This window comes from Paractinoplanes maris, from assembly GCF_023544465.1.
GTDB classification, from domain to species: domain Bacteria; phylum Actinomycetota; class Actinomycetes; order Mycobacteriales; family Micromonosporaceae; genus Actinoplanes; species Actinoplanes maris.
In genome coordinates this window covers 95041-112092 of sequence record NZ_JALPVL010000013.1, presented here as the reverse complement: position 1 = coordinate 112092, position 17052 = coordinate 95041, and the positions used below count along the sequence as shown (strand labels likewise).

Here is a 17052-nt window from a genome sequence, read left to right as displayed (position 1 = left end):
AACACGGAATGATGCGTACTCGATCGAGGTTGTCGCCGTCATGACGACAATCGGAATCATCGGTAGTGGGAACATCGGCGGCACGGTGGCGCGGCTCGCGGTCGCAGCCGGATACGACGTGGTGGTGAGCAACTCCCGCGGTCCCGAGACCCTGAAGGATCTGAGCGACGAGCTCGGCCCGCTGGCCCGCGCGGCGACCGCCACCGAGGCGGCCGCGGCCGGCGACATCGTGGTGGTCAGCGTCCCGTTCAAGAACTTCCCGCAGCTGCCGGTGGCCGAGCTGGCCGGCAAGGTCGTGCTCGACACGGACAACTACTACCCGCAGCGCGACGGGAACTTCGAGGTGCTCGACAAGGGCGAGAAGACCAGCGCCCAGCTCGAGCAGGAGGCGCTGGGCTCGGCGCGGGTGGTCAAGGTGTTCAACAACATCTACTCGGGTCACCTGGCGTCGCTGCCCCGCCCGGCGGGCTCGGCGGATCGCACGGCCCTGCCCATCGCGGGTGACGACGCGGCCGCCAAGCAGACCGCCACCGAGTTCCTCGACACGATCGGCTACGACGCGGTCGATGCGGGAACGCTGGCCGACAGCTGGCGCCAGGAGCCGGGCACGCCGGTCTACGGCCCGCCCTACGGCACCTACGGTGTGGAGGCCGGCACCCCGGCGAGTGCCGACCAGATCCGCCAGTCCCTGGCCGAAGCCAAGCGCTGACCAGTCAGGAGATGGAGCCGGGCTCCGCGAGCCACTGCACGCGCTGCCCGGTGATTTCCGAGACACACTGGAACCCGGAGTCGTAATGGAGCACGGTCATTCCGTGCTCCTCCGCGGTCGCCGCTACCAACAGATCCACCGGGCCCGCCGCACGGAGCCGGCCCTGAGATCCCAGCTCATGCTGGACAGTTTTCGCCCGCTCGAAAACGCGGTCGGCCATGACCACCCATCGGTAGGCCTCACGCAAGTCAGTCACCAGCACCCGGCGATGCTCCGACGATCTTGCGGTGTAAAGGATTTCCAGTTCGGTCACGGCACAGACACCGAGTTGTCCGGCTTCGGACTTGGCCGCCCACTGCACGGTGAGATCATCGTCTCGCATCAGGCGCACGTAGGCACTGGTGTCGATGAGGTATTCGCTTTGGCTCATTTGCGATAGTTCCTCTTGTCGAGCAAGAGATCGAAATCGCCCGCTTTCCCCATCTTGCCAAGCCGCTCGAACGCTTCACGGCGACGCACTCGCTGGGCCACGTCCTGCACCGCGGAGTTGATCGTCTCCTCGTGCGTCTTGGTGCCGAACATCCGGGCGGCGTCAGCCAACACCGCATCGTCGATCTCGATCTGGATCTCGCTCATCAACGCCTCCATCCGGCCACCTCCTCTCATCGTAACGCCTAGATGCTTAATGCCCAGGTGGCATATGACTAGACTAGTCACGTGCGTCGCAAGGACGCAACATAGGTACAGATGAAAACCTCGCGGAGAGCGCGATCTGGTTCGCTTCGTCTAACGCCCCGACTGAACTACTCGCCAGCAGCGCCAACACCGGGTGAGAGCGCTCTCAGAGCGGCGGTGGCATTGCCGACATCGTTGGTCGGTACCTGCCGAAATTCAGGTCCGAGCTGCGAGTATGTGGGGCGTGCTGGTTGCTTTCTCTGTGACGCCGCTGGGCGTCGGTGACTCCGTCGGTGATCTCGTGGCCGAGGCGGTGCGCGTGGTGCGTGCGTCCGGGCTGCCCAACCGCACCGACGCCATGTTCACCACGATCGAGGGCGAATGGGACGAGGTGATGGCCGTCGTCAAACAGGCCGTCGATGCGGTGGCTGCTCACGCGCCGCGGGTCAGCGTCTCCCTCAAGGCGGACGTGCGGCCCGGTGTGACCGGCGCGCTGGACGCCAAGGTGGAGCACATCGAACGGGCACTGCGCGAATGAGACGCCTGGTCATGTGGGACATCGACTACACCCTGCTGCGCGGTGGCGGAGTGACCACGATGGCCTGGAAAGCCGCCTTCACCGAGCTCACCGGGGTGGCCTGGCGGGCGTCGCCGTCGTTCGGCGGGCGCACCGACATGGACGTCTGTGCCGAGGTCTTCGCGACACACGGGGTCACCGACTGCACGCCCGAGCGGTTCTTCGTGCGCTATGTGGCCGAGATCGAGCGCATCAAGCATCTGTTCATCGAGCAGGGTGCGTTGATGCCCGGCGTACGCGAAGTCCTGGCCCGCCTGGGCGACGACCCCGATGTGGTGCAGACGCTGGTGACCGGGAACGTGCCCGAGGTCGCCGCCGTGAAGGTGGCCGCCTTCGAGCTGAGCGGTTCGTTCGATGCCGAGGTGGGCGGTTACGGCACTGACGACAGCGTGCGCGCCACCCTGGTCCGGCGCAGCCTGGAGAGGGCCGAGGCCAAGTACGGCGAACGCTTCCAGCCCGTGGTCATCGGCGACACCGCCCACGACGTGACCGCGGCCCTGGCCAACGGCGCCTATGCCGTGGGCGTGGCAACCGGCCGCACGAAGATGGCCGACCTGGCCCTGGCCGGCGCCCACGCCGTGCTCCCCGACCTCTCCGATGTGGACGCCACCGTCGCCGTCCTGCTGGCCGATGTCTGGCCGCTCGACGAGAGTCTGGCCCGGTAGGCGGGCGCGGTCAAAGCAGGCGCGGCCAGCGCAGCACGGTCAGGCCGATGTTGCACGAGTTGAGGCCCGCCCAGCGGGCCGCGGGCGCCTCCAGGACGGCCCGCAGAAACCAGGCGACCTGGAAGCTGTGGGTGATGCACAACTCGTCGGCCGACGGGTCGGCGAAGCGCGCGGCCGCCGCCGGGTCGTCGGTGGGATCGGAGTCGGTCAGCTCGTCGGCCACCTCGACCGGCACGCCGGGCAGGGCCGCGGCCACGATCGAGGCGGTCTCGGCCGCGCGGGCCAGCGGACTGTGGCTGATCCGCGTGATGCCGGCGCCGGCCAGCCGCTCGCCCAGCAGCGCGGCCTGACGCCGCCCGGTCGCGGACAGCTCCCTCTCGTCCGGCCGCGCCTCGGCGTGCCGGGCGATCCAGAGCCGGCTCACCCGTTGTCGCCCGTGAGATCACCGCCGGCGAACGCGGGGCGATCGGTCATGTCGGGCTTACCGGATTCGGCACGGCCCCGCCGAAGCGGCGGTCGCGGCTGGCGTAGAGCTCGCACGCATACCAGAGGTGGCGGCGGTCGAAGTCCGGCCAGAGCGTGTCGAGGAAGACCAGCTCGGCGTAGGCCGACTGCCACAGGAGGAAGTTCGACGTACGCTGCTCGCCCGAGGGGCGCAGGAAGAGGTCGACCTCGGGAATCTCGGGGTGGTAGAGGTATTTCGCGATCGTCTTCTCGTTGATCTTCGACGGGTCGAGCCGGCCGGCCGCGACGTCACGGGCGATCGCGGCGGTCGCGTCGGCGATCTCGGCCTGGCCGCCGTAGTTGACGCAGAACTGCAGGGTGAGCGTCTTGTTCTTGCGCGACATCTCCTCGGCCGTCTCGAGCTCGGAGATCACGCTCTTCCACAGCCGGCCGCGGCGGCCCGACCACACCACGCGGACACCGAGATCGACCAGCTGGTCGCGCCGGCGCCGGATGACGTCCCGGTTGAAGCCCATGAGGAAACGCACCTCCTCGGGCGAGCGCTTCCAGTTCTCGGTCGAGAACGCGTACGCCGAGAGGTAGGGAATGCCCAGCTCGATGGCGCCCTCGATGGTGTCGAACAGCGAGTGCTCGCCCTGCTCGTGGCCCTTGGTGCGGGACAGGCCGCGCTCCTTGGCCCAGCGGCCGTTCCCGTCCATCACCAGCGCCACGTGCTTCGGCAGCGCCGCCTTGGGCAGATCGGGCGGGGTGGCACCGGAGATATGCGGGATGGGTGGACGCGGCGTCATGGGTTCTCCCGTCGATCGACCAGCGGGAGCGAGCGCAACGCCCGCTCCATGTGCCATTGCAGGTGGGCGGCGACCAGCCCGCTGCACTCGCGGCGCACCGGGGTCTCGGTGGCGTCGGCCACCGCCCAGTCGCCGACGGTCAGCGCGCTCATCAGGCCGATCGTCGCCGGGCTGGGGTGAGCCGAACCGGGCGGCCGGCAGTCGGGGCAGACCGCGCCGCCGGCCGGCACCGAGAAGGCGCCGTGCTGCCCCGGGGTGCCGCAGACCGCGCACTCGGTGATCGCCGGCGCCCAGCCGGCCACCGACATGGCGCGCAACAGGTAGGCGTCGAGCACCAGACCGCCGGCGTGCTCGCCGACCGACAGTGCCTTGAGCGCGCCCAGAGTGAGCTGGAACAGGCGCAGTGAGGGCTCGCGCTCGACCGGGGTGAGCCGCTCGGCGGTCTCGGCGATGGCGCTGGCCGCCGTGTAACGCGGATAGTCACCCAGGAACTGCTTGCCGTAGAGCGCGACCGCCTCGACCTGGCTCACCGAGTGCAGCGAGCTGCCCACCCCCTCAGGGGAGCCGGCGAGCTGCAGGTCGATGTGGCCGAACGGCTCCAGCCGGGCCCCGAAGCGCGAGGTGGTGCGCCGCACGCCGCGGGCCACCGCGCGCAGGCGGCCGTGGCGGCGGGTGAGCAGCGTGATGATGCGGTCACTCTCGCCCAGTTTCTGCCCGCGCAGGACCACCGCGTCGTCGCGGTAGAGGTGGCGGCGGTATCCGGCGGCTGGCACCCCGTCATTCTGCCTCGTGGGTACGACAGACCCTGACCCGGATCTCAGGGTCATCTAGGGGGCCGCTCAGTGACAGGACCGATGGTGCCCGCACCGGCAACGGTCATAGCGTCATCACCATGACCACGACACTCGCCCGGCGCGCCGGAGTCCTCGTCCTCATCGCCGCGACGACGGCGACGGCCCTGACCGGGTGTGCCGGGGTGCTCGGGGCCAAGATGACCTACGACGACACCGAGAAGACGAAGATCACCGAGATCCGGCTCGACGGCGGCAGCGGCGACGTCGCGATCCGCACGGCCGCGGTCACCGAGACGAGCATCAAGCGGGTCATCCGGCGCAGCAGCGACCCGGGCGAGTCCTATCGGCTCGACGGCAGCACGCTGGTCATCGACGCCTCCTGCGGCCACAACTGCTCGGTGTCGTACGAGATCGTCGCCCCCGCCGGGGTGAAGGTCACCGGCGAGCTCGACTCGGGCGACATCGCGTTCGACTCCGTGGGCGACACCGACGTCAAGCTGACCTCGGGCGACGTCATGATGATCGACCCGGCCGGCACGGTCAAGCTGCGCGGCACGTCGGGCAACATCCGCGTGGTCAACGCGAAGAAGGCGGTCGACGTGCAGATGACCTCGGGCGACGTCGAGGCCATGGACATCGCCGCCCCGGTCAAGCTCAAGGTCACCTCGGGCGACATCGACGCCGTGCTGAGCACCGCCAACTCGGTGACCGCCCAGACCACCAGCGGCGACGTCCACGTGCAGGTGCCCCAAGGCAGCTACAAGGTCAGCACCAGCACCGGCTCGGGCGACGAGGGTGTGCATGGAATCACCAACGACCCCACCGCCAAGAACGAGATCACCCTGCGCACGGCGAGCGGAAATGCGGTAGTCACGGGGGCATGAGTTTTTATCTTCCGCTCGGTGACGGCCAGTTCCGCCCCACCCGGTCGACCGAGAGCCCCTGGGACACCGAGATGCAGCACGGCGGCCCGCCCGCCGCGCTGCTCGGGCGGGTGCTGACGGTCGACGGGCTGCGCCTGGCCCGCATCTCGGTCGACTTCCTCGGCCCCATCCCGCGCCGCGACTTCCAGATCGAGGTCTCGACGATCAAGCCGGGCCGGCTGACCACGCTCAACGAGGCCCGCATGATCGTCGACGGCCGGGTCGCGGTGACCGCCCGGGCCTGGCATCTGGCCCCCGGCCCGCAGCCGCCGGTCACCACCCCGGCCGACCACGCCGACCCGTTGCCCGAGGCCCACGGCGACGGCGGTTTCCCCGGCTACGACGGCTGGGGCTACGGCGAGGCGATCGAGTGGCGGACCACCAAGGGCGAGCTGGGCGTGGCCGACGGCGAGACCCACGTCTGGACCCGCGTGCGGATGCCGCTGATCGACGGCGAGGAGCTGACCGGCATCGACCGCGCCCTGATCGTGGCCGACTCGGCCAACGGCATCTCCGCCGTCCTGCCGATGGGACAGTGGCTCTCGATCCCACCCACGATGACCACCACGCTGCTCCGCCCGGCACTTGGCGACTGGGTCCACCTGGCCTGTCGCACAGCCCTCAGCGACGACGGCCTGGGCCTGACCACCGGCGAGCTCGCCGACCCCGAGGGCACGCTCGGTCAGGTCTCCCAACCCTTGGTCGTCCGCGCCCGCTGACCACTCAGGGTCAACCCCCTTCCCCGTACGCGGAACCGCACGCCACCCTCCACCCATGTCCGCAAGCGGCGCAACCACCGCGCACGCGGACCACACGCCACCCTCCACGCACGTCCGCAGGCGCCGCGACCCCCGTGGGCGCGCTACCTCCCCGCCACGCGACGGCGCGTCCGTCGCGTGCTGAGCAGCGCTTCGCGCGGACCCCTGCCCAGCGCCGTGGACGCAGCCGCCGGGGAGCAAGGCGGCTCACCAGCGACGCAAAGACCGCCGCGCCGCGTTCAGCGACCGCGGGTGCCGGCACTCTGGAGGTCGGCGGCCGCGCCGGCCGGGGCTGGGGAGACCGGGGCGAGACGGCGGGGCTTGCCGGGCACGAGCGTGGGGCGCCGGCCCGCCGAGATGTCCTCGACCCAGCCGACCAGCAGCACCACGATGGCCAGCAGCACCGAGACCACGGCCAGGCGCCACGAGATGCCCACCCAGCCGTGCACCGGTAGGCCGGTCGCCTCGGCGAAGCGGACCACGATGATGATCAGCGGCACGTGCCAGAGGTAGATGGTCAGCGCTCGGGCGTTGAGCACGGTCAGGGCCCGGCTCGGCGCCACCCGCGGCGAGACGCTGAGCACGACCAGGATGAAGGCAGCTGACCACAGCGCGTTGGCCAGCGGGATGTCGTTGAGGTCGAAACCGCGCGGCCCGGGATGGGTCAGCGCCCACGCCGCCCCGGCCGCACTCAGCACTCCCACGATCCACCAGCGGTAACGCGCCAGGGCAGCCCCGCGGACACGGCCGCTGCCACCCCCGGACGGCGGGCACGCGGCCGCCGGTGTGAGGCGCGAGCTGGTCGCCGCGGTGGGGCGTGACGGTGTGGACAAGCGGCGCAGCGGTGCCGACGTGCGGGTGCGGGAGGAGCGGCGGGCCAGCAGGCCGTCGTGGTGGGCGAAGCCGAGGAGCCAGGCGCCGCCGTAGAGGGCCAGGTCGCGCACGACCACGTGGGGCGTCACGCCGGTGAACGTGATCAGCGCCAGGGTCCCGTACGGAAGGAGAAGGGTGGCCAGCGGGAAACGGCGGAACAGCGGCAGCAGCAGGGGCGACAGCAGCACGAACCAGAGGAAGTCGCGGAGGTACCACAGGGCGGCCAGGCCGTTGAGCCAGAAGCCCTCGGCCGGTGGGTCCACGATCGGGAACGCCCACAGCAGCACTTTCCAGTCCCAGGCCAGGCCGCCGAGCAACATCATCGGGACCGCCACCGCGACCAGCACCCACAACGCCGGCAGCAGGCGGTGCAGGCGACGCTCGACCGCCGCCGCGCCGTAGCGGTCGAGCGACGCCGCCATCATCGAGCCGGCCAGCGCGAACATCACCGACATGGCCGGCAGGACAATGGTGAGGGCCACCCACCCGGTCGAGTGATAGACCACCACCCGGACGGTTGCGGCAGCGCGCAGCAGATCCAGGTACCGGTTTCGCATAGGGTTTGTTGTTACCCAAGCCCGCACCATTGCCGCAAACCGGCGTGAACTATCCCATAATTGATAAATCTGGACGTCTGGATATTGCTCGATCGCGGAAAAGAATGATCAGAATCCGAGTTTGCGCAGCTGACGTGGGTCGCGCTGCCATTCTTTGGCCACCCGCACATGAAGATCGAGATACACCCGGGAGCCGATCAACTGCTCGATCTCGGCACGGGCCTTGCTGCCGACCTCTTTGAGCCTCGTGCCCCGCGAACCGATCACGATCGACTTCTGGCTGTCCCGCTCCACATAAAGATCAGCGTAAATCTTGGTGAGGTTACCCTCGACCATCATTTCCTCGACGAGCACCGCGATCGAGTGCGGCAGCTCGTCCCGCACCCCCTCCAGAGCCGACTCGCGGATCAGCTCGGCGATCAGCACCTGCTCCGGCTCGTCGGTCAGCACGTCGTCCGGGTAGAGCTGCGGCGACTCCGGCAGATGATTGATCAGCACATCGACCAGCGTCTGCACCTGATGCCCGGACACTGCACTCACCGGCACGATCTCGGCGAAGTCGTGGAGCTCACTCACCGCGAGCAGATGCTTGGCCAGGGTGGCCGGGTCGACCAGGTCGACCTTCGTCACCACCGCGATCACCGTCGCCTTGAGCTCGGCCAGCTCGGACGAGATGAACCGATCGCCCCGCCCCACCGGCTCGTCGGCCGGGAAGCAGACACCGATCACGTCGGTCTCGCTCCACACCTCCCGCACGAGGTCGTTGAGCCGCTCGCCCAGCAGCGTCCGCGGGCGGTGCAGCCCCGGCGTGTCGACCAGCACGAGCTGCGCGTCGTCACGGTGCACGACGCCCCGGATGACGTGGCGGGTGGTCTGCGGCTTGCTCGACGTGATGGCGATCTTCTGCCCGATGATCGCGTTGGTCAGCGTGCTCTTACCGGCATTCGGCCGTCCGACAAAACACGCGAACCCGGCCCGATAGACGTCATCCCGCACCGCCTTGCCACCGGCCGCGGTGTGCCGATGCACCCTTCTCGGCCGCGGGGCGCTCTCGACGACGGGCTCACGCTTGGGCCGCTGCGCGGCATCACGCCTGGGCCGCTGAGCCGAGGCCCGCTTGGGCAGCTCCTCCCCCCGCGCCGAAACCCGCTTGGGCCGAGGATCACCCTGAGCCGAGCCGCGCGCGGGCCGCTGGTCACTCTGCGGGGAGAAGCGGTTGGACCGCTGGTCGCCCTGAGCCGAGCCGCGCGCGGGCCGCTGGTCACTCTGGGCGGAGACGTCACGCTTTTGAGATGTACGGGCTACGCCGGAAACGCCGGAACCACTTTGTTGCGTAGTACCGCGTGACTCGTCGCGCCCCCGCGTCTGCGAGGCACCGGGCTTGCGGTTGGGCTCGCCGCCGGCTCTCGGAGTGTCCCGGCGTCCGCCGGCGGAGCTCTCGGCCCGCCGGGCCGCCCGCCGCTCCTGACGCCGGATCTCGTTGCGCTCCCCCGCCGTCAGCCGTCGGCTGCTCCCGGACGAACTACCGGCATCCATGGACGGCCCCGCCGACGATCGCCCCGCCGAGGACGCGGACCAGCCGGTCGAGGACGTGGACCGGCCGCCGCCGCCGCCGCCAGAGTTTCCGGAACCCATCGTGCGCCCGCCGCGAGCAGGCAAGGAGCGCGAGGAACCCCGGTCGCCGCCACCCGAAGACGACGAGCGCGCAGCACCCCGGTCGCCGCCACGCGAAGCCGACGAGCGCGAGCCACCCTGCTCGCCACCGCGCGAAGCCGACGAGCGCGCAGCACCCTGATCGCCACCGCGCGACGACGACGAGGAGCGTGAAGCCGCCTGGTTGCCGCCCGACGAGGTCGACGTGGGCGCGGGCTGGTCGTCGGCGGATCGTGCGGGAGAGGACGCGGCGCGGTCGCTGTCAGCTGCGCGCGCGGGGTCGGTGGACGGTGTGGCGGCGGTGGAGGTCGCGCCGCGCGTACGAGGCTTGCGCGGGGTGCGCCGGTCGTCGGTCATGCCGTGACCGTGCCGCAGAGGCTGCCCGTGGGGTCGGCCACGTGGATGGGCGCATCGGCCGCCAGATCGCGCACCGCCGCCTGCCCCGCCGTCTCCAGCGACGCCGTCTCTGTGACCACCGCGGCCGCCTCGATCAGCTTGGCCCCCGACGCCACCGCCGAAGCCACCGCCAGCTGCAGCGCCGTCACCGACAGGCTGGGCAGCGACACCGTGGCCGCCGCATAGGTGCGGCCGTCCTGGTCGCGTACCGCCGCGCCCTCGGCCGCACCCACCCGGGCGCGAGCGCTGCGCGCCAGGGTGACCAGCTTGGTGTCCTCGGCGCTCAAGGCGGTGTCCGTGTCAGGCATCGGCGGTCTGTTTCTCCTCGTTCTCGGTCTGGGTGTCGGTCGGGGTCTCGGTGTCGGGCTCGGGCGGCTCCACCCGGCGCACCAGCACCGAGTCGATGCGGTTACGCCGGCCGGTCGTGCCCTCGGCGACCAGGTGCAGGCCGCCGACGTCGACCGTAGCTCCCGGGATCGGGACCCGGCCGAGCGTCTGGGCCAGCAGGCCGCCGACCGTCTCGACCTCGTCGGCGGGCAGCTCGACCCCGAACAGCTCGCCCAGATCCTCGATCGGCAGCCGGGCGGTCACCCGCACCGCCCCGTCGTCGAGGTGCTCCACCGGGGGGCGCTCGACGTCGTACTCATCGGTGATCTCGCCGACGATCTCCTCGAGGATGTCCTCGATCGTGACCAGGCCGGCCGTGCCACCGTACTCGTCCACGACGATCACCATGTGGGTGCGGGCCGCCTGCATCTCGGAGAGCAGGTCGTCGACCGGCTTGGACTCGGGCACGAACGTGGCCGGCCGCATCAGGTCGGCCACCGCCTGCGCCGTCGACGCCGGGTCACCGTTCTGGGTGCGGCGGATCACGTCTTTGAGATAGACCACGCCGAGCACGTCGTCGACGCTCTCACCGATCACCGGGATGCGCGAGAAGCCCGAGCGCAAGAACAGGTAGAGCGCCTGCTGCAACGTCTTCGAAGACTCTATCCACACCATCTCGGTGCGCGGCACCATCACCTCGCGGGCGATCGTGTCACCCAGCGCGAAGACCGAGTGGATCATCTCGCGCTCGCCGTGCTCGACGACACCGCGCTGCTCGGCCAGGTCGACCAGCTCGCGCAGCTCGACCTGGCTGCCGAACGGCCCCTCGGGGAAGCCCTTGCCGGGGGTCACCGCGTTGCCGATCAGGATCAGCAGCGAGGCCAGCGGGTTGAGCACCTTGCCGAGCCAGCGCACCAGCGGCGCCGCGGCCTTGCCCACCGCATAGGCGTGCTGACGCCCGACCGTACGCGGGGCGACCCCGACCACGACGAAGCTGACCACCGTCATCGTGCCCGCCGTGACCAGCGCCGCCGTCCAGCCGATGCCCCAGCTGTCGACCGCGACCAGCGCGATCAGCGTGGTCGCGGTGAGCTCGCAGAGCAGCCGCAGCAGGAGCAGCAGGTTGAGGTGGCGCACCACGTCGGAGGCCACCGCGGCCAGCGCCGAGGCACCACGCTCGCCCTCGCGGGCCATCTCGGCCGCGCGCGCCGCCGAGACGCTGCCCAGCGCCGCGTCGGCCATCGAGGCCAGACCGGCCAGGAACACCAGCGCGACCGCGAGAACGATCAATTGCACGTCGGGCAGGCCCGCCGAGGCGGAGCCGGCCGCGAGCAGGTGAGTGGGGTCCACGACCTCAGCCGGCCCGTCCGGCCCGCCAGCTCTGGAGCAGCCTGTTCTGCAGGGCGAACATCTCGCGCTCCTCCTCCGGCTCGGCGTGGTCGTAGCCGAGCAGGTGCAGGGTGCCGTGCACGGTCAGCAGGTGCAACTCGTCGGCCGCCGAGTGCCCGGCCGCGGCGGCCTGTTTGGCGGCCACCTCGGGGGCGAGCACGATGTCGCCGAGCAGCCCCGGCTCGCCCTGGCCGGCCTCGCCGGGACCGTGGTCGACGCTGCCCTCGTCCATCGGGAACGCGAGCACGTCGGTCGGGCCGTCACCGCCCATCCAGCGATGGTTGAGCTCGGCCATGTAGTCGATGTCGACGAGCAGGATCGACAGCTCGGCGAGCGGGTTGACCCCCATCTCGTCGAGGGCGTGCCGGGCCACCGCGAGGATCGCGTCGGTGTCGACCTCGACTCCCGACTCATTGGCGATCTCGATGGACATAGTGGTGCTTTTTCCCTCGGATTCAGCGCCGGTGACCCGTGCGGCCACCGCTGGCGGCGCGACCGGGGACGGCGTGGACGGATTGTGTGGCGCGTTCCTGCTCGTCGTCGTAGCGCGCGTAGGCGTCGACGATCTCGGCGACCAGCCGGTGCCGCACGACGTCGGAGCTGGAGAGCTCAGCGAAGTGGACATCCTCGACATTCTGCAGGATCTCGCGAACGACCTTGAGACCACTGCTGGTGCCGCCGGGCAGGTCGACCTGGGTGACGTCGCCGGTGACCACGATCTTGGCGCCGAACCCGAGCCGGGTGAGGAACATCTTCATCTGCTCGGGCGTCGTGTTCTGCGCCTCGTCGAGAATGATGAAGGCATCATTCAAAGTCCTACCACGCATATATGCTAAGGGGGCGACCTCGATCGTGCCCGCGGCCATCAGGCGGGGGATCGACTCGGGGTCGAGCATGTCGTGCAGCGCGTCGTAGAGCGGACGCAGGTAAGGGTCGATCTTCTCGTTGAGCGTGCCGGGCAGGAAGCCCAGCCGCTCGCCGGCCTCGACGGCGGGACGGGTCAGAATGATGCGGCTGACCTGCTTGGCCGTCAGCGCCTGCACGGCCTTGGCCATCGCCAGGTAGGTCTTGCCCGTGCCGGCCGGGCCGATGCCGAAGACGATCGTGTTCTGGTCGATGGCGTCGACGTAGCGTTTCTGACCCAGCGTCTTGGGCCGGATCGTCTTGCCGCGCCGGGACAGGATGTTGAGGGTGAGCACCTCGGCCGGGCGCTCGGAGGTCGCGTCCTCGAGCATGGCGACAGTGCGGCGCACCGAGTCGACGCTGAGCGTCTCGCCTCGTTCGATGAGTTCGATGAGCTCGGCGAAGAGGCGCTCGGCGATGGCGTTCTCGGCGGGGTCACCGGTGATGGTGATCTCGTTGCCGCGGACGTGCACGTCGCTGGCGAGGGTTCGCTCGATGAGCCGCAGGATCTCGTCCTTGGCGCCCAGCAGGTTCACCATGATCTTCGGGTCCGCGACCGAGATCTTGGTCTGCACCCGCGCCGCGCCGCTGGAGCCCGCGCTGGAAGGGTTCGGCGTACCGGTCATAGGGCGGCCACGAGGGCCTCCGCCACCTGCTCTCTTTCTCATCGTCGCCCGCGCGGGGCGGCGTCCTTGAGGACTGTGCCATCGTATCCGCTCGGCGGCGCGAGCGCCGATGCCATTATGGCGGCGTCAGGCGTCGAACCCGCCGTCGGACGCGGCCCCGCCGTCGAAGCCGTCCTGCACCCGGGTCACGCGGTAGGTGGCCCAGTGCATCCGCACGACCGTGCCCGACTCGTCCCGGGTCAGTCGCAGCAGCTCTCCGGTCTCCCGGCCGCTCACCGTGCGCAGCACGTCCGGCTGCTCGGGCAGCGGCTGGAAGGTGGCCGGCGGGACGTCGGCGGCACCGCCGGCCAACCGGGCCTGCAGCGTCCCGTCGTGCCAGGAGAAGACGAACGGCGTGCCCTCGCTGTACCAGGGTCCGAGGATCGAGCGGTACTGCGGCGGGGCCGGCGGGGCGATGCGCCACGGGGTGATCTCGGCCGGGTCGAGCTCGACGGCCAGCCGGAGCAGCTCGTGGACCAGCTCGGCGATCCCGCGGGAGGTGCCGGACGAGCCGAGCACGCCGCAGCCGAGCCCGGCCGGCAACCCTTCGCCGCCCCGCCGCCCGTATGCCGAGGCGAGGAACCCGGGCATCGCGCCGTCGTGCCCGACGTGGGTGGTGAACCGGCCCTGCGGCTCGATGATCAGACCGAGCCCGAAGCCGTCGGCCCACAGCGCCTCATGGGTCACGGTGGCCGGGAAGCGCATCTCGTCGAGGGTCGTGGCCGCCAGCACCTTGCCGTCCGGGTCGGTCGTCGCCGGGTCGGCCAGGAAGGCGCCCCAGGTGGCCATGTCGGAGGCGGTGCTCCAGAGCTGGGCGGCCGGGGCGGTCCCGCCGAGGTCGGTCTGCGGCTCGGGGCGGGCCGCGTCGGAGAAGTCGTCGACCACGTAGCCGACCGCGGCCTGCGGGGGCGCGTGCAGCGTGGTGGCGCCGAGGCCGAGCGGTTCGAGCACCCGCTCGGCGACGACCTCGGACCAGCGGCCACCGCGCAGCTTGGCGACGAGCTGTCCGAGCACGGCGAAGCCCAGGTTGGAGTAGTGGAAGCGGCGGCCGTTGGGCAGCACCCGCTCGGCCCGGTCGAGCTGGGCCAGCACCTCGGCGTCGCCCGGCGCTCGCAGGGTGTCCCAGATGTCCCCGTACGGCTCCCGCTGGAACCCGGCGGTGTGCGAGAGCAGCCGCCGGATGGTCGCGTCGCCGTGCGCCGGCACCGGCAGATGCCGGTCGACCGGGTCGTCGAGGTCGAGCAGCCCGTCGTCGCGGCACTGCATCACCAGCACCGCGGTGAAGGTCTTGGTGATCGAGCCGATGCGGAACCGGGTGTCCGGCCCGAGCGGGTGCCCGGTGGTGCCGGAATCGCCGACGGTCAGCACCCAGGGCTCACGGTCGGCACGGTGCAGCGCGACCGAGAGGGCGGGGATGCGACCGTCGGCCTGCGCCTTGCGGACGGCCCGTTCGTAGCGGGCCGGGGGATGGCTCTCCATCTCCATGATCCTAAGGTGGCAGGCGACGAGCACCGAGGATGGGAGCGCTTCCATGGCGGATGTCGAACAACTGCTCATGCGATTGAGCCTCGAGGAGAAGGTTTCGCTGCTGGCCGGGCAGGATTTCTGGTCGCTGCCGGCGATCGAGCGGATCGGCCTGCGCTCGCTGGTGATGTCGGACGGGCCGATCGGCGTCCGCGGGGTCGGCTGGGCCCCCGACGACCCGTCGATTGCGCTGCCCAGCCCGACCGCGCTGGCCGCGGCCTGGGACGTCGAGCTGGCCGAGCGGGCCGGGCAGCTACTCGGCCAGGAGTCCCGGCGCAAGGGTGTGCACCTGCTGCTCGGCCCGACGGTGAACCTCCAGCGCACCCCGCTGGGCGGCCGCCACTTCGAGTGCTACTCCGAGGACCCGCTGCTCAGCGGTGAGATCGCGGTGGGTTTCGTGCGGGGCGTGCAGCAGCACGGCGTCGGCACGACGGTGAAGCACCTGGTCGGCAACGACTTCGAGACCGACCGCATGGAGGTCGACGTCCGGATCGGCGACCGGGCGCTGCGGGAGATCTACCTGGCCCCCTTCGAGCGAGTCGTCGATGAGGGCGGCTGGGGCGTGATGAGTGCCTACAACAGCGTGAACGGCCAGTCGATGGCCCAGAACGGGCCGCTGCAGGACGAGATCCTCAAGCGCGAGTGGGGCTTCGACGGCGTGGTGGTCTCGGACTGGCGGGCCGCGCGCTCGACGGTGGGAGCCGCGCTGGGCGGGCTCGACATCGCGATGCCGGCCCTGGAGAACCCCTGGGGCGACAAGCTGGTGGCCGCGGTCCGGGCCGGCGAGGTGCCCGAGGAGGTCGTCGACGACAAGGTACGCCGGGTGCTGCTCCTGGCCCAGCGGGTCGGCGTGCTCGACGGCGGCCCGGCCGTGACGCCGCCGGCCGATCTCGACGGCGACGCGATCGCGCACGAGGTGGCCGCCCGCTCGTTCGTGCTGGCCCGCAACGAGAACTACGCCCTGCCCCTCGAACCGGCCGCGCTGACCAAGGTGGCCGTGATCGGTGCGCTGGCCACCGATGCCCGGGTGCTCGGCGGGGGCAGTGCCCAGGTCTCGCCCCCGCATGTGATCTCGCCGCTCGACGGACTGCGGGCGAGCCTGTCGGGAGTGGACGTCGAATACGCGATCGGCGCCGACCCGCGCCCGTTCCTGCCCGCCGCCCACGGTCCCGGGTGGGCGCCGGCCACGGTGACGATGGGCGGCTACGACTTCGTGGTCGACCCCGCGGCCGTACGGTGGATCGGCTCGCTGCCCGGGGCCCTTGACCCGGCCGACGTCGACGAGATCCGCCTGGAGACCACCTTCACGCCCGAGGCCGGGGGCGAGCACACCTTCGCCGTCTCCGGATTCGGCACGTTCGAGCTGCGGATCGGCGACGAGCTGCTGTACGAGGGCACGCTGCACCCGCCGGGCGCGACCCGGGCCGACCTGCTGCTGTCCCCGCGCGAGCAGCGGGTCACCAAGCGCCTCGAGGCCGGCGTGGCGGTGCCGGTCGTCCTCCGGCAGACCATCGCCCGCGGCATGGCCCACACGGTCTCGGCCACGCTCGGCCACCGCCCACCCGGCCCCGACGCCGAGGGCATGATCGAGGAGGCGGTCCGCCTGGCCGCGGGCTCGGACGTCGCCGTGGTCGTGGTCGGCACCACCGAGCAGGTCGAGTCCGAGGGCTTCGACCGGGTCTCGCTCGCGCTGCCCGGCCGGCAGGACGAGCTCGTGTCGCGGGTGGCCGCGGCCAACCCCCGTACGGTCGTGGTGGTCAACGCCGGCTCGCCGGTGCTCCTGCCGTGGGCCGACGAGGTCGCGGCGGTCCTGCTCACCTGGTTCCCGGGGCAGGAAGCGGGGGCCGCGCTGGCCGACGTGCTGCTCGGTGTGACCGAGCCGGGCGGACGGCTGCCCACCACCTGGCCGCGGCTCGAGCAGGACTGCCCGGTGCTGGCGATCGAGCCGCGCGACGGCACGGTCTCCTACGACGAGGGCGTCTTCGTCGGCTACCGCGGCTGGCTGCGCTCCGGCGTCGCGCCGCTGTACGCGTTCGGCCACGGCCACGGGTACACGACCTGGCAGTACGACGATCTGGTGGTCACCGGGTCCGAGGCCGTGGTGACGCTGACCAACACCGGCGCCCGGGCCGGCCGTGAGGTCGTCCAGGTCTACGTCGGACCGTCCCCGGTCGACTCCGACCGGCCGGAGCGCTGGCTGGCCGGGTTCGAGAACGTCGAGGCCCGGCCGGGCGAGACGGTGACCGTCCGGGTTCCGTTGCCGCCCCGGACCTTCGAGACGTGGGCCGACGGAGGCTGGCAGCGCCGCCCGGGTGACTACCGCGTGATCGCCGCCCACGCCCTCGACGACCCCCGCCGGACAGCCACCTTGATCGTGGAAGGGTAGCCTAACCTCACTTTTACGTGAGGAG

General features: G+C 71.0%; 18 protein-coding genes. 6 read left to right on the top strand and 12 right to left on the bottom strand.

The window, feature by feature from the left end; genetic code table 11:
* The first annotated feature begins 40 nt into the window (after positions 1-40).
* The gene (locus tag NAG42_RS33615) at positions 41-709 is read left to right on the top strand and encodes an NADPH-dependent F420 reductase (RefSeq protein ID WP_250035998.1); all 669 of its coding nucleotides are present in this window, start codon (positions 41-43) and stop codon (positions 707-709) included.
* A gap of 4 nt (positions 710-713) precedes the next feature.
* Here the strand turns inward: NAG42_RS33615 and NAG42_RS33610 are convergent, their stop codons facing one another.
* Positions 714-1139, bottom strand: a complete 426-nt coding sequence (locus tag NAG42_RS33610; protein WP_250035997.1) for a PIN domain nuclease — start codon at positions 1137-1139, stop codon at positions 714-716.
* Complete coding sequence (locus NAG42_RS33605; protein WP_250035996.1) at positions 1136-1345, bottom strand: type II toxin-antitoxin system VapB family antitoxin; 210 nt, start codon at positions 1343-1345, stop codon at positions 1136-1138. The genes NAG42_RS33610 and NAG42_RS33605 overlap by 4 nt, the downstream gene beginning before the upstream one ends.
* A gap of 274 nt (positions 1346-1619) precedes the next feature.
* On the opposite strand from NAG42_RS33605, the gene NAG42_RS33600 reads away from it, so the two are divergent.
* Together NAG42_RS33600 and NAG42_RS33595 are read left to right on the top strand one after the other, a co-directional pair.
* Positions 1620-1922: an MTH1187 family thiamine-binding protein gene (locus NAG42_RS33600; RefSeq protein ID WP_250035995.1), complete on the top strand. Its 303-nt coding sequence runs from the start codon at positions 1620-1622 to the stop codon at positions 1920-1922.
* Positions 1919-2626 carry an HAD hydrolase-like protein gene (locus NAG42_RS33595; protein WP_250035993.1) on the top strand — a complete coding sequence of 236 codons (708 nt, stop codon included), beginning with the start codon at positions 1919-1921 and terminating at the stop codon, positions 2624-2626. The genes NAG42_RS33600 and NAG42_RS33595 overlap by 4 nt, the downstream gene beginning before the upstream one ends.
* A 10-nt stretch (positions 2627-2636) precedes the next feature.
* Here the strand turns inward: NAG42_RS33595 and NAG42_RS33590 are convergent, their stop codons facing one another.
* Genes NAG42_RS33590 through recO form a run of 3 tightly spaced genes read right to left on the bottom strand, consistent with a single transcriptional unit; the run spans position 2637 to position 4652 of the window.
* Positions 2637-3050: a phosphoglycerate mutase family protein gene (locus tag NAG42_RS33590; RefSeq protein WP_250035992.1), complete on the bottom strand. Its 414-nt coding sequence runs from the start codon at positions 3048-3050 to the stop codon at positions 2637-2639.
* 46 nt (positions 3051-3096) lie between these two features.
* The gene (locus tag NAG42_RS33585; RefSeq protein WP_250035991.1) at positions 3097-3879 is read right to left on the bottom strand and encodes an isoprenyl transferase; all 783 of its coding nucleotides are present in this window, start codon (positions 3877-3879) and stop codon (positions 3097-3099) included.
* Positions 3876-4652 carry a DNA repair protein RecO gene (recO, locus tag NAG42_RS33580; protein WP_250035990.1) on the bottom strand — a complete coding sequence of 259 codons (777 nt, stop codon included), beginning with the start codon at positions 4650-4652 and terminating at the stop codon, positions 3876-3878. Before recO ends, NAG42_RS33585 begins: the two co-directional genes overlap by 4 nt.
* A gap of 119 nt (positions 4653-4771) precedes the next feature.
* On the opposite strand from recO, the gene NAG42_RS33575 reads away from it, so the two are divergent.
* Positions 4772-5557: a DUF4097 family beta strand repeat-containing protein gene (locus NAG42_RS33575; RefSeq protein ID WP_250035989.1), complete on the top strand. Its 786-nt coding sequence runs from the start codon at positions 4772-4774 to the stop codon at positions 5555-5557.
* On the top strand, positions 5554-6315 hold the full coding sequence (locus tag NAG42_RS33570) for a thioesterase family protein (RefSeq protein WP_250035988.1): 762 nt from the start codon (positions 5554-5556) through the stop codon (positions 6313-6315). Before NAG42_RS33575 ends, NAG42_RS33570 begins: the two co-directional genes overlap by 4 nt.
* 278 nt (positions 6316-6593) lie before the next feature.
* Here the strand turns inward: NAG42_RS33570 and NAG42_RS33565 are convergent, their stop codons facing one another.
* The 7 genes from NAG42_RS33565 to NAG42_RS33535 form a co-directional block, all read right to left on the bottom strand.
* Positions 6594-7784 carry an acyltransferase family protein gene (locus NAG42_RS33565; RefSeq protein ID WP_250035987.1) on the bottom strand — a complete coding sequence of 397 codons (1191 nt, stop codon included), beginning with the start codon at positions 7782-7784 and terminating at the stop codon, positions 6594-6596.
* 108 nt (positions 7785-7892) lie between these two features.
* Entirely contained in the window at positions 7893-8780 is an 888-nt protein-coding gene (gene era / locus NAG42_RS33560) for a GTPase Era (protein ID WP_250036307.1), read from the bottom strand.
* Between the two features lie 1010 nt (positions 8781-9790).
* Positions 9791-10141: a cytidine deaminase-like protein gene (locus NAG42_RS33555; RefSeq protein WP_250035986.1), complete on the bottom strand. Its 351-nt coding sequence runs from the start codon at positions 10139-10141 to the stop codon at positions 9791-9793.
* On the bottom strand, positions 10134-11510 hold the full coding sequence (locus NAG42_RS33550; RefSeq protein ID WP_250035985.1) for a hemolysin family protein: 1377 nt from the start codon (positions 11508-11510) through the stop codon (positions 10134-10136). The genes NAG42_RS33555 and NAG42_RS33550 overlap by 8 nt, the downstream gene beginning before the upstream one ends.
* 4 nt (positions 11511-11514) lie before the next feature.
* Positions 11515-11982 (bottom strand): rRNA maturation RNase YbeY, encoded by a 468-nt coding sequence (ybeY, locus tag NAG42_RS33545; protein ID WP_250035984.1) that lies wholly within the window; start codon positions 11980-11982, stop codon positions 11515-11517.
* A 22-nt stretch (positions 11983-12004) separates the two neighbouring features.
* Positions 12005-13078: a PhoH family protein gene (locus NAG42_RS33540; RefSeq protein ID WP_250035983.1), complete on the bottom strand. Its 1074-nt coding sequence runs from the start codon at positions 13076-13078 to the stop codon at positions 12005-12007.
* Positions 13079-13204: 126 nt separating this feature from the next.
* Positions 13205-14596 (bottom strand): serine hydrolase domain-containing protein, encoded by a 1392-nt coding sequence (locus tag NAG42_RS33535; RefSeq protein WP_250035982.1) that lies wholly within the window; start codon positions 14594-14596, stop codon positions 13205-13207.
* A gap of 52 nt (positions 14597-14648) precedes the next feature.
* Between NAG42_RS33535 and NAG42_RS33530 the strand changes: the two genes are divergently transcribed.
* Positions 14649-17027 (top strand): beta-glucosidase family protein, encoded by a 2379-nt coding sequence (locus NAG42_RS33530; protein WP_250035981.1) that lies wholly within the window; start codon positions 14649-14651, stop codon positions 17025-17027.
* Positions 17028-17052: the final 25 nt, after the last annotated feature.